Below are 12,384 nucleotides of genomic sequence, written 5' to 3'. Positions count from 1 at the left end.
CTCAGTTGAACCGCATTTCACAGACGTCGTCCGGGACAATCAGGCGTCCGGCGGTTTTACGCATAATTTCGTCGGGGGTGACGCCCGGCGCGTATTCGCGCAGGACGAAAGCCCCGTCGCGTATCTCCAGCAGGGCGAGGTCGGTTAGCACCCGCTGGATACAGCCGACGCCGGTCAGCGGTAAGGTACAGCGCGGCAGGAGTTTGGATTCGCCGTTTTTCGCAGCGTGGGTCATTACCACGATGATGTTTTGCGCCCCGGCCACCAGATCCATGGCTCCGCCCATGCCTTTCACCATTTTCCCCGGGATCATCCACGAGGCGATATTGCCCTCAACGTCAACTTCAAAGGCGCCGAGAACGGTCAGATCGACATGGCCGCCGCGAATCATGGCGAAGGACTGGGCGGAATCGAAAATCGCCGCGCCGGTCCGGGCGGTGACCGTCTGTTTCCCGGCGTTGATCATGTCGGCATCGAGCTCCGACTCGTGCGGAAAACCGCCCATGCCGAGCAGGCCGTTTTCGGATTGCAGCATGACGTCAATGCCTGCCGGGATGTAGTTGGCGACCAGCGTCGGGATGCCAATACCGAGATTGACGTAGTCGCCATCGCGCAGCTCCCGGGCGACGCGGATGGCCATTTGTTCGCGAGTCAGCATAATCAGAGGCTCCCTGCGCGCAGCGTGCGCTGTTCGATGCGTTTCTCGAACTGGCCGGCGATCAGCCGGTCGACGTAGATGCCGGGGGTGTGGATCGAAGAGGGCGGAAGTTCGCCCGGCGGGACGATCTCTTCTACCTCGACCACCGTAATGCGCCCGGCGGCGGCCATCAGCGGATTAAAGTTTTGCGCCGTGTGGCGATAGATAACGTTGCCGTACCAGTCTGCCTTCCAGCCTTTAACGAGAGCGAAGTCGCCGGTGATGGCCTCTTCGAGGATGTAGGGCTTACCGGCAAACTGGCGCACCTCTTTCCCTTCCGCCACCGGCGTACCGTAGCCGGTGGCGGTGTAAAAGCCGGGGATGCCTGCGCCGCCGGCGCGAACTTTCTCCGCCAGCGTGCCTTGTGGGGTCAGCTCCACCTGCAGTTCGCCGCTGAGCGCCTGCTGCGCAAAGAGGACGTTTTCACCGACATACGAGGCCACGACTTTGCGGACCTGGCGCGTCTCCAGCAGGATGCCGAGGCCGAAACCGTCGACGCCGCAGTTATTTGATACCACCGTCAGCCCCTGTACGTTCCGGCGTTTGACTTCGGCAATCAGATTTTCCGGAATGCCGCACAGGCCAAAACCGCCGGCCAGCACGGTCATACCGTCCGTTAACCCTTCCAGCGCCGCTTCGTAGCTGGCGACGCGTTTATCCAGTCCTGCCATGATTCACCTCTGCTGGCTTGCGATGGGGCTATCATTGGCGGCGCAGACTGATTTGTTAATTTTGAATTTGTGACCTACTCATTGGGTTTTCTTATTAATTTGTTGTTAACTAAATTTTTTCAATTAGTTAACGGGATGAAAAATGAGAATGAGTGTCAAACAGTTACGCGCGTTTTTAGCGGTAGCTCACACTCTGAATTTTGCCCACGCCAGCGAGCGGCTGAATATTTCGCAGCCGGCCCTCAGTCTGACCATCAAAGGACTGGAGGAGGGACTCGGCGGCGCATTGCTGCAACGCAGCACCCGCCGGGTGACGCTGACTCAGGAGGGGGAGATCTTTTTACCGATGGCCCGCCAGCTGCTGGCCGACTGGGATAACGCCGAAGAGGCGATGCGCCAGAGCTTTACCCTGCAGCGCGGCAAAATCTCGATCGCGGCCATGCCCTCGTTTGCGGCAAACGTCCTGCCCGAGGTGTTGAAAGCTTTTCGCGATCGCTATGCCGGGATTAACGTGACCGTTCACGATGTGATTAACGAGCAGGTGATCGAAATGGTTCGTGAAGGGCGGGTGGAGATGGGCATCGCTTTTGAGCCGGCGCCGACCAATAATCTGCTGTTTACGCCGCTGGGCGTGGACCGTTTTATCGCGATTGTGCCGAAATCATCGCCCCTGGCCGGTAAACATCGTCTCTCCTGGCGCGAGCTGTTGACGCTGGATTTCATTACGCTGCAGCGGCCTTCGGCGGTCCGCCTGATGCTGGAAGAGGAACTGGCGCGCAGCGGCCGTCAACTGGATGTTGCGCTGGAGAGCCATCAGCTGGTGACGGTGGGCAGAATGGTGGCCAGCGGCCTCGGCGGCAGCGCCGTTCCGGCGCTCTGCCAGTCGCAGATGCAGGCGCTGGGCGCCGTATGCCTGCCGCTGGATAACCCGCCGATTGAGAAGTGTGTCGGGGTGATTCATGCCGGTCATCTGCAGCTGTCGAAGGCGGCGCAGGCGTTGCTGGGCACGCTGAAGGGGGCATTTACGGCTTGACTGACGGGCGAAAAAAAACCGGCGTGGTTAGCCGGTTCAGGAATCAGATTTTGCAGGCGTCGCCACAATCATCATCGGCAACGATCGCTTCGGCTTTTTTGTCAGCATCTTCAAGGCGTTCGGCATTGCGCTCTTGCGCTTCTTCCAGACCGCTGAAGACCAGATTGTCGAGATCAATTTCCATGAGTTACCCACTTTAGTTCACTTTTGACTGTGGTCAGATTATAGAGCAAAACCACGGCAGGATGAACCCTGGGCGCCCCGTTACCGCACAGAGCGGTAATAGCGTGGCGCCACCTGATATTTTTCATCTGACGCCACAAGAGACTGCCAATAATAAGAGTTGACATCTCCCTGCCTTTAATTATAAAGCGAAAGAATGATTATCTGCCTATTTATTAAATGAAAGGACAACGACTCACTAATCAAGCGTTGACTTGAACTATTTATGATATTATGGCCACGATTATGGTTGATTCTATGGATCTTGATCAATGGCTCAAACAGCAACAGTTGCCATCAAAGAATGGCGAAAAAATAATAAATTGATTTGTCAAATTAAACTCAAATATAAAAAGGTCTTACGAAAATGCAGAGAAATACCTCTCGCAGGGGGAAAGTATAAGGAATATCAAGAGCTTTGTGATAAATATGTTTGCGCCAGATTAACCGGTGCAACGCAGGGGCTGGTGAGTTTTCAGGATAAGCCGTTCAAAGCCTATTTAAATAAAAAAATGTCAAGAAGAGCCAAGCTGGATATTGCCCATGGCGCCTTGATTTTTATCGAAAAAACCTTTAGCGCAGACGCACTGCCGCAGCTGTATAACGTGGTAGAGTACGGGCTGACCGTGGCGGAAATTCCGTTGAAAAACGGTAGCCACATTGCGGTAAAACTGCTGGCTTCGCCTTTTCAGGAGGAGGGCGAACTGATGCTATTAATGCTTCAGGATGGAAAACGCATTTACAGCATCTGTTTTTCTTGCACCGAAGATGGCCGGGCTTATATAGGCGGCATTCAGGGAGGGAAAGATATTGCCAATGATGAAATTAAAGTGCTGACCAAAGAGCTGCACGGCACCCGACCGAAAAATTTAATTATTTCTCTGCTCTATGGTTTTCTACAGCACAGCGATATTAAAGAGATCTATGCCATCGACTCCGATTTTCACGTCAAAAGCGAGAAAGTACAAACCAGTTACTCTGCGCTGTGGCTGGAAGTCGGGGGCGAAAAACATCGTCGCGGCTGGTATAAATTACCGCCGCAGGAGATCAAAAAAAGTATAGAAGAGGTCAAAAGCAAACATCGCAGTCAGTTTATCAAACGCGAAGGTTTGAAGGAGCTGGCGCAGCTGGAAATGAAGGCTGCTCTACGGCAAATCAGCGGGTCGCGGCCCGTAAACTAATTTGCACCTACCGGTGTGCTGGCCCGCAGGGGGCTGTTGGCCAGCCATCTCCCGCCCGTTTATCTTCCTCTGCTTATTTATCACGCGCTTTATCAGCGTTCGCCGCTGCAACTTCCGTTTATAAATTAAAAAATTTTAAACATTTAATGCTGGATTGTTTTACATAACTTTTACAAATCCATATACTTTATTACGTTCTTCGCTCGGCTCATGAGCGTCCAACCAGGATGTTATGCGGTCTGTATCCGATTTGTTTGGATCGGATGCTGTTAAAAATAAATATATTGGTTATAACGACTAATGTCGTATGGGATGAGATATGAACGAACAGCGAGGTAGCGGCAGGAGGATCTTCTTCACCGTCTACCGGGTTATATTTGTATTACTCAGTTTTTGTACGGGACTCTTTTTCACTTTCTGGGGCGGCAAGCTCCTGACTCTGGGCGGTAGCGCCTGGTATCTGTTGGCCGGCGTGGCCTATCTGCTTATCGCCATCGGATACCTTATCCGCAGTCAATACGTCCTCCCTTTCACCATTGTGACCTTCTTACTGACCCTTGTCTGGGCGCTTTATGAAGTGCAGCTCAGCTACTGGGGACTGATTCCTCGTCTGGTGGTGCCGGCTCTGCTGCTGATGCTTGGCCTGTGGCTGGCAACGACGCTGCCGGTTAAACGGGTCGCGGTTCGCTATGCCAACTGGAGCGCCTCGGCGATTTTCATCGCTCTGCTGGCGACGCTGGTCTCGGCGTTTTATCCCCACGGCGGCATTCATCATGGCGTGGTGAAAGCCGCTGCAGATAGCAAGCCGACCCTTGCTTCTCAAAGCGACAACTGGGAATTTTTCGCCCGCGATGCTTCAGGTACCCGTTTTGCCCCGTACGATGATATTACCCCGGAAAACGTCAAAAACCTGAAGGTGGCGTGGACCTACCACACCGGCCGCCGGGTGAGCGGCCCGGGGATTGGGGTGGATGAGAATACGCCGCTGCAAATTGGCGATACGCTCTACTCCTGTACGCCGCTGAACGTGGTCACCGCGCTGGATGCGGATAGCGGGAAAGCGCGCTGGCGCTTTGACCCGCATGCGCAGACCGCCGAACACGTCACCTGTCGCGGCGTCGGCTACTATGATGTGCAAAACGATACGTCGCTGACGGCGCAGGAGAAAGCCAGCCCGGATCTGCAGCAGTGTCCGCAGCGGATTCTGGTTTCCACCGTCGATGCGCGCCTGCTGGCGCTGAACGCCAAAACCGGCGAGCTGTGCGATAACTTCGGCCATCACGGTAGCGTCGATCTCAAGCAGGGGATGGACAACACCGAGAACAGCAAGCGCTACCACCCGACCTCGACGCCGGTGATCATGGGGCATATTGCGGTACTGGGCGGCTGGGTTCGCGATATTATTCACGGTGAACCTTCCGGCGTGGTCCGCGCCTTCGATGTGCGCAACGGCAACGTGGTTTGGGCCTGGGATGTGGGTCAGCCGGAAAATGTGACCGATCCGCAAAAAGGGCGCGTGTATACCCTCGAAACGCCGAACGTCTGGACGGTGCCGGGCTTTGATAAAGAGCTGAACCTGGTTTATCTGCCGACCGGCAACGGTCCGCCGGATTACTGGGGCGGCGACCGTAACGCAGCGAAAGAGAAGTATGGCTCTTCCGTGGTGGCGGTGGATGCCAGCACCGGTGAAACAAAATGGGTCTTCCAGACCGTTCACCATGATGTCTGGGACTATGATTTGCCGTCTCAGCCGGTGCTGTTCCACATGAAAAATGACCAGGGCGAAGAGGTTCCGGTCCTGATTCAGACCACCAAAACCGGTCAGATCTATGTTCTCGATCGCCGCACCGGCAAGCCGGTGACGCGCGTTGACGAACTGCCGGTAGCGCACGAAGGGGCAGAAGGCGAACGCCTTTCTACCACCCAGCCGTTCTCGACCGGGATGCCGCAGCTCGGCGTTGAACCGTTAACCGAGAAATCAATGTGGGGCGTGACGCCGTTTGACCAGCTGATGTGCCGCATTGACTTCAAAGAGTCCACCTGGCTTGGGATGTATACGCCGCCGTCAGAGAAGCCGTATATCGAATGGCCGAGCCTGCTGGGCGGCATGAACTGGGGCGGAATCTCCATCGATGAGCGTAGCGGGACGCTGTTTGTTAACGATATGCGCATGCCGCTGAGAATGTCTCTGGTACGTCAGCAGGATATGGCGAAATACAAAGTCTCTACGGATGAGGTTCCGGGGTTTATGGGGACCGTGCGCCCGCAGGTCGCCGGGCCATATGGCGGCGTGCGGATCGATATTCTGCAATCCGCGCTGGGGATACCGTGTAATACGCCGCCGTTCGGCACGATGAGCGCCATCGATCTCAATACTCGTCAGCTGATGTGGCAGGTGCCGATGGGCTCCGTCGAGGATACCGGTCCGCTGGGTCTGAAAACCCACATGCATATCCCGCTGGGTATGCCGACGCTGGGCGGCCCGACCTCGACGGCTTCCGGGCTGATCTTCTTTGCCGGGACCCAGGATAACTACCTGCGGGCGCTGGATTCCGCAACCGGGAAAGAGCTGTGGCGCGCTCGCCTGCCGGTTGGGGCCGTGGCAGCGCCGCTTATCTATAAATCGCCGAAGAGCGGAAAAGAGTACGTGGTCATTTCCGCCGGTGGCGCCAGCCACTCCCCGGATGTGGGCGATGATATTATTGCCTACGCGCTGGAGGAGTAGCGCCCTGAAGGCGGCGTATTGAGTACGCCGCGACGGTAGGTTAAAACCAGCCAGCGTCATTGCTGACTGGTTTTTTTTTGCCTCAGGCGCCGGCCGGCAGTCGGAGGGCCTCGCGCTTTAGCAGGAGGCGACCACCTCATGGCAGGCCACAGAGTGGCCGGCGGCTATCACACGCAGCGCGGGAGTTTCGCGGCGACAGCGGTCGTTGGCCTTCGGGCAGCGTGAGGAAAAACGACAGCCGGGCGGCGGATTCGAGGGATCGGGGATCTCGCCTTGTACGACCGCGACGGGTTCGGCGTGCGGATCGAGCGTCGGTACCGCCGCCAGCAGCGCCTGGGTGTAGGGATGGCGAGGTTGGGCAAACAGCGCATCGCGGCTGGCGGTCTCCACCAACTGCCCGAGATACATCACCGCCACGTCATCACAGAGATGCTCCACCACGCCAAGGTCATGGGAGATAAACAGAAAGGTGACGCCAAAATCGTCGCGCAGATCGGAAAACAGGTTGATGATCTGCGCCTGGATAGAGACATCCAGCGCCGAGATAGGCTCGTCGGCAATGATAAAGTCGGGGTTGAGAATCAGCGCCCGGGCAATACCAATACGCTGGCGCTGACCGCCCGAGAACTCATGCGGAAAGCGGTTGTAGTGGTGGGGCGCGAGGCCGCAGATCTGCATCACCGCAATCACTTTGTCATACAGCTCCGCCCGGCTGCACAGTTTATGCTGCAGCATGGCTTCGCCAATCGCCTCGCCGACGCGAATCCGCGGGTTCAGCGAACTGTAGGGATCCTGAAACACCAGCTGGATTTTAGGGCGTAGCGCCTGCATCTCCTGCGAGGTGAGGGTGGAGAGCTCCCGGCCCCGGTATTTCACGCTACCGGCGCTCTTCTCGTATAGCCCCAGTAGCGTGCGTCCTACGGTCGTTTTCCCGCTGCCGGATTCGCCCACCAGGCCGAAAATGGTCCCCTGGCGGATGCGAAAGCTGACGCCGTCCACCGCTCGCAGCTGCCCGGTTTGCTGGCCAAAGAGCCCGTCGCGCAGCGGAAAGTGTTTTTTTAAGCCTTCGACTTCAATGACATATTGATGGTTTTCACTGTTCATGCAACCGGCTCCGCGGATGTGGTGTGAAAGCAGGCGGCCTGCCGCGTTGTTCCCAATAGCACAGGGATACTCTGGCGACAGACTGCGCTGGCCCGCTGGCAGCGGTCGGCAAAGGCGCAGCCGGCAGGCAGGGCGGCGAGATCCGGTACCTGCCCGGGAATCGAGTACAGGCGACGGCGTCGTTCGCCGGGCACCGGCCGCGAGGCGATCAGCCCCTGGGTATAGGGATGCTGCGGCTGGCGTAAGATCTCGGCCGTCGGACCCGATTCGACCACCCGGCCGGCGTACATCACCACCACCTGTTGCGCCATTTGCGCAATCACGCCCAGATCGTGGGTGATCAGCAGCATCGCCATCCCCCTGGCCTGCGCCCGATCGCGCAGCAGGCGCAGGATTTGCGCCTGAACGGTGACATCCAGCGCGGTGGTGGGTTCATCGGCGATCAGCAGCTTCGGTTGGCAGCTCAGCGCCATGGCAATCATCACGCGCTGTAGCATGCCGCCGGAGAGCTGGTGCGGGTAGCTGTTCATCAGGCTATCCGCGCGGGCCAGCCCCACTTCGCTTATCAGGCGGGTGGCGTGGCGCCAGGCGGCTTTGGGCGTTTCGCCCAGGTGGCGAATGAGCGGCTCGCACAGCTGCTCGCCGATGGTCAGCACCGGATTCAGCGCGGTCATCGGTTCCTGAAAGATCATCGCCAGCTGGTTGCCGCGCAGGTCGGCCATGTTGCGGGCTTTCAGACGCAGCAGGTCCTGCCCGTCAAAGAGGATTTCTCCGCTATCGATACGCGCGGCCTGGGGCGGCAACAGGCCCATTAAGGCCATTGCGGTGACGCTTTTTCCGCAGCCGGATTCGCCGACGACCCCGACGGTCTGGCCAGCATGAATGGCAAACGACACCTCCTGTACCGCCCGCACGCGCTGTTTTTCGGCGGCGAAAGAGACCGAGAGTTGTCGGAAGGTGAGTAACTGGGCGCTCATTTCAGCCTCTGTTTCATTTTCGGATCCATCGCATCGCGCAGGCCGTCGCCCAGCACGTTAATGGCAATGACGGTGATAAAAATGGCGATACCCGGCGGCATCCATAGCCACGGACGACGCTGGAAGTCGATCAGGCTGTTGGCGGCGTCCATCATATTGCCCCAGGAGGGCGTGGGCGGTACCACGCCCAGTCCAAGGTAGCTGAGCGCCGATTCGCTCAGAATGGCATTCGCCACCGCCATGGTCGCCATGACCACCAGAATCGGAATGGTATTGGGCAGCAGATGGCCAAACAGGCGACGACGGGCGGAAAGACCCAGTACCCGGGTTGCCAGCATGAAATCGCGTTCGCGCAGCGACAGGCATTGACCACGCACCAACCGCGCCAGCTTTGGCCACTCCAGCAGGCTGAGCATCACCACCACCATGTAGATCCGGGCATCCGGGGAAAAATCGAGTTCGGATAACATCGCCCCGGCGACGATCAGCAGCGGCAGACCGGGAATCGTCATCACCAGGTCCGCCAGGCGCATGATCAGCTTATCGGTCAGGCCGCCGGCATAGCCGGAGACGGCGCCGAGCAGGTAGCCCAGCGCCACCGACAGCAGCATAGTGAGCAGGCCAATAATCAACGAAATACGTCCGGCCATCAGCAGGCGGGTGTAGACATCGCGGCCGAGAAAGTCGGTACCCAGCCAGTGCTCAGCGCCGGGGGGCTTGTTAATCATCAGGACATCGGTGGCATCATCTTTCCACGGCGACCAGAGCGGCCCCAGCACGCACCAGGCGGCCATCACCGCCAGCAGCAGCAGGCAAAACATGGCCAGCCGGTTGCGTTGAAGCGACCGCCAGGCCTGGCGCCACGGTGATGGGGTGATCATAGCGAGCGCCGGAATCTCCGCCTTGCGCAGGCGACGTTGCGTTGAAAACAGAGTGCTAAACATGATTTATGACCTCACCCGAATTCGCGGGTCGGCCCACGCGTAGAGAACATCGGCTATCAGGTTGCCCAGAATGGTGAGCACCGCCAGAAACAGGGTAAACCCCATCAGTACCGGATAATCGCGGGCGGCCAGCGAATCGATATGAATATGCCCGGCTCCAGGCCAGTTAAAGACCTTTTCGGTGATGATGGCGCCGGAGAACAGCCCCGGTAGCTCGAAGCCGAGCAGGGTGATAATGGGCAGCAGCGCATTGCGCAGCGCGTGTTTGAAGATCACCGTCCGTTCGCGCAGCCCTTTGGCGCGGGCGGTACGAATAAAATCCATCCTGACGACGTCGAGCATACTGGCGCGGAAGTAGCGCGTCAGGCTGCCGGCCTGCAGCATCACCAGCGCCAGAACCGGCAGCACCAGGTGCGCGGCCACCTGCAGGATATAGCCCCAGCCGCGGTCATCGCTGCCGGTGTTGGTCATCCCGCCAACCGGCAGCCAGTGCAGATCCACGGCGAACCACTTAATCAACAGCAGACAGAGGAAAAAGGTCGGAAAGGACATCGCGGCAAAGACCGCCACGCTCACCAGGTGGTCAAAAAGCGAGTTTGGCTTCATGGCGGAGACGATGCCCACCGTCAGGCCGATGCCCCAGTAAAAAACCAGCGCAATGCTTGCCAGCAGGAACGAGTTCCAGATGTACTGGTTTAGCAACTGGCTGACCGGAATCTGGTACTGCAGCGAGAAACCGAGATCGCCTCGCAGCAGCTGGCCGAGCCAACGCAGATAGCGGGTCAACAGCGGCTGGTCGAGGCCATAGATGGCTTTGAGTTCGGCGGCGCGAGCGGCGGTGAGGGTAATATTGCCGTCGATAAAGTCGCCGGGAGTTTTGGCAAACAGCATAAAGATAATCAATGAGGCCAGTAGCAGCATCGGCAGCGTTTGCAGCAGCCGTCTCAGGATAAAATTTCTCATAACATTCTCACTCAGCCGCCGGGGTATTCCGGCGGCTGTGATGGTTACCTGGCGATTTTCACATCCGGCAGGCTGCCGGTCAGGCCGTTATAAATATCCGGTTTAAAACCGGATACCCTGGCGCTGCTGGCCGAGAGAATCTGGCGGTAGCCGAGAAGAATGACCGGCGGGTCTTCCGCCAGCACCTGATACAGCTGATGGTAAATCGGCTTACGCTTTTCGACGTCGAGCAGCGCGTTGCCTTCGTTAATCAGCTTATCGACCTGCGGATTGTTATAGCCCGACTCTTTGGCTTCTGTGCTGTAGAAATCCCATACGCCGTCGTGCGGGTCGTTGAGCGTGCTGGTGCTAAAGGAGGCCAGGTCATAGTTGCCCGCTTTACGCTGGGCCATCAGGGCGTTGAAGTCGACCACCTGCGGTTTGAGCACGACGCCGATCTGCTGCCAGTTCTCTTTGGCAATCGGGATCAGCGCATCGTTGAGCACCTTCTTACTGACCAGCAGCGTCAGCTCCAGACGCTGACCGTCTTTCACGCGGATGCCGTCCGGGCCCGGTTTCCAGCCCGCTTCATCAAGCAGTTTTTTCGCCTGCGCCGGATCGTAGTGATACGGGTTGACCCCCTGCGGATTGTAGGCCCAGGAGATAGGGGCGATCGGTTCAACTGCCACCTTGCCATAGCCCTGGTACACCACATCGATCAGCTTCTGGCGGTCGAGGCCGTAAATCAGCGCCTGCCGAACTTTGACATCCTTCAGCGCCGGACGGCGGACGTTAAACTCCACCTGGCTGTAATCGCTGGAGCCGTAGAGGTTGATATTGGCGAAGCCGAGCATTCTCAGCTGTTCAATATCGTCCGGGCGCGAGGTAAAGGCGTCGTAGTCGGTTTCCCCGGTCTGGAACAGCTGAAAGTTGGTCGACGGGTTGGTAACGCGGTAGATAAAGCGCGGCGTCGGCGGTGTGCCGCGGTAGAAGTGGCTGTTAGCGTGGAAACGAATCTCCTGGCCCGGAATATATTTGTCATAGACGTAAGGACCGTTGCCCAGCGGTTTTCCATGCAGGCTGCGCAGATAGTCAAGCTGGCCGCGCTGGTAGCCTTTGCCATACCAGGCTTTGGAGAGCACCGGACCACCGATCCGCGAAAGGGTGGTGGCGCCGGGCTGCGTCGTAGTGACCTGCAGGGTCAGCGGGTCGATGACCTTCAGGCCGCTGACGCTGTCGGCTTTCCCGGCTTTATACTCGGCGCCGCCGGCAATATTGGCGAGGGTAATATCGGTATCGCCGTCATACTTCGGATCCAGCAGCACGGTGAGGGTAAAGGCGACATCTTCCGCGGTGAGCGGCGAGCCGTCGCTGAAGGTCAGATTCGGCCGCAGCTTGATGGTATAGACTTTGTTATCGGCGCTCACCTGCCAGCTTTCGGCCAGGCCAGGGACCAGGTTGCCGTGGCTGTCCCAGTCAATCAGGCGCGAAAAGATGACGTTGGTGACGTTTTCGTCCCAGCCGTTAACGAAGAAGTAGGGGTTAAAGATCCCCTGTGGCTCGGAAATCCCGGCGACGACGGTGTCTTTACGCAGTTTGGCGGCCGCCGGGATCTGGCTGGCATCGGTGGCCGGCGTGATGCCTTCCTGCAAAATTTCGTCCGCGCTGGTCACAGAAGAAAATGCCAGCGTGCCGCCGATTAACGCGATTGCAATAGCGTGCGAAAATCGCGTCTGTTTAGTTTTTAATCCGTGCAGTAATCTGGACAAAAGTGCTCCCTCATCAAATAATTGCGCTGAAATTTACAATTCATGACGAAAGATAAGAGGCGCACCACGGCCTGTCTAACAACGAAAAAATATGATTTATAGCGAATCAGCATTAGCAA

The 12,384-nt window shown here is 57.8% G+C and carries 11 protein-coding genes; 3 read left to right on the top strand and 8 right to left on the bottom strand.

What is annotated here, in order from left to right:
• Position 1: 1 nt before the first annotated feature.
• On the bottom strand, positions 2 to 658 hold the full coding sequence (locus MC50_RS23500) for a CoA transferase subunit B (RefSeq protein ID WP_032699603.1): 657 nt from the start codon (positions 656 to 658) through the stop codon (positions 2 to 4).
• Positions 659 to 660: 2 nt separating this feature from the next.
• On the bottom strand, positions 661 to 1,368 hold the full coding sequence (locus MC50_RS23495; RefSeq protein WP_032687242.1) for a CoA transferase subunit A: 708 nt from the start codon (positions 1,366 to 1,368) through the stop codon (positions 661 to 663).
• A gap of 142 nt (positions 1,369 to 1,510) precedes the next feature.
• Here MC50_RS23495 and MC50_RS23490 point away from each other — a divergent pair, with 142 nt between their 5' ends.
• Positions 1,511 to 2,401, top strand: a complete 891-nt coding sequence (locus MC50_RS23490) for a LysR family transcriptional regulator (protein ID WP_004862938.1) — start codon at positions 1,511 to 1,513, stop codon at positions 2,399 to 2,401.
• Positions 2,402 to 2,444: 43 nt separating this feature from the next.
• Here MC50_RS23490 and MC50_RS23485 read toward each other — a convergent pair whose 3' ends face one another.
• Entirely contained in the window at positions 2,445 to 2,585 is a 141-nt protein-coding gene (locus MC50_RS23485) for a hypothetical protein (RefSeq protein ID WP_004862935.1), read from the bottom strand.
• 310 nt (positions 2,586 to 2,895) lie between these two features.
• Between MC50_RS23485 and MC50_RS23480 the strand changes: the two genes are divergently transcribed.
• Together MC50_RS23480 and MC50_RS23475 are read left to right on the top strand one after the other, a co-directional pair.
• The gene (locus MC50_RS23480) at positions 2,896 to 3,804 is read left to right on the top strand and encodes a DUF535 family protein (protein ID WP_032687244.1); all 909 of its coding nucleotides are present in this window, start codon (positions 2,896 to 2,898) and stop codon (positions 3,802 to 3,804) included.
• Positions 3,805 to 4,123: 319 nt separating this feature from the next.
• Positions 4,124 to 6,529: a membrane-bound PQQ-dependent dehydrogenase, glucose/quinate/shikimate family gene (locus tag MC50_RS23475; RefSeq protein ID WP_047665038.1), complete on the top strand. Its 2,406-nt coding sequence runs from the start codon at positions 4,124 to 4,126 to the stop codon at positions 6,527 to 6,529.
• Between the two features lie 117 nt (positions 6,530 to 6,646).
• Here the strand turns inward: MC50_RS23475 and MC50_RS23470 are convergent, their stop codons facing one another.
• The 5 genes from MC50_RS23470 to MC50_RS23450 are packed head-to-tail and all read right to left on the bottom strand — an operon-like array spanning position 6,647 to position 12,265.
• Positions 6,647 to 7,633, bottom strand: a complete 987-nt coding sequence (locus tag MC50_RS23470) for an ABC transporter ATP-binding protein (protein WP_047665037.1) — start codon at positions 7,631 to 7,633, stop codon at positions 6,647 to 6,649.
• Positions 7,630 to 8,610, bottom strand: coding sequence for an ABC transporter ATP-binding protein (locus MC50_RS23465; protein ID WP_047665036.1), 981 nt, complete (start codon positions 8,608 to 8,610; stop codon positions 7,630 to 7,632). Before MC50_RS23465 ends, MC50_RS23470 begins: the two co-directional genes overlap by 4 nt.
• Complete coding sequence (gene opp4C / locus MC50_RS23460) at positions 8,607 to 9,554, bottom strand: oligopeptide ABC transporter permease (protein ID WP_032687249.1); 948 nt, start codon at positions 9,552 to 9,554, stop codon at positions 8,607 to 8,609. The genes MC50_RS23465 and opp4C overlap by 4 nt, the downstream gene beginning before the upstream one ends.
• A 3-nt stretch (positions 9,555 to 9,557) precedes the next feature.
• Complete coding sequence (locus MC50_RS23455) at positions 9,558 to 10,517, bottom strand: ABC transporter permease (RefSeq protein WP_032687250.1); 960 nt, start codon at positions 10,515 to 10,517, stop codon at positions 9,558 to 9,560.
• Between the two features lie 44 nt (positions 10,518 to 10,561).
• Positions 10,562 to 12,265 (bottom strand): ABC transporter substrate-binding protein, encoded by a 1,704-nt coding sequence (locus MC50_RS23450; protein WP_046852328.1) that lies wholly within the window; start codon positions 12,263 to 12,265, stop codon positions 10,562 to 10,564.
• Between the last annotated feature and the right edge of the window lie 119 nt (positions 12,266 to 12,384).

The organism is Klebsiella planticola (assembly GCF_000783935.2).
In the GTDB taxonomy this organism is placed as follows: Bacteria; Pseudomonadota; Gammaproteobacteria; order Enterobacterales; family Enterobacteriaceae; genus Klebsiella; species Klebsiella planticola.
The sequence above is the reverse complement of the archived record's forward strand: the minus strand, read 5'-3'. Positions and strand labels throughout refer to the sequence as shown.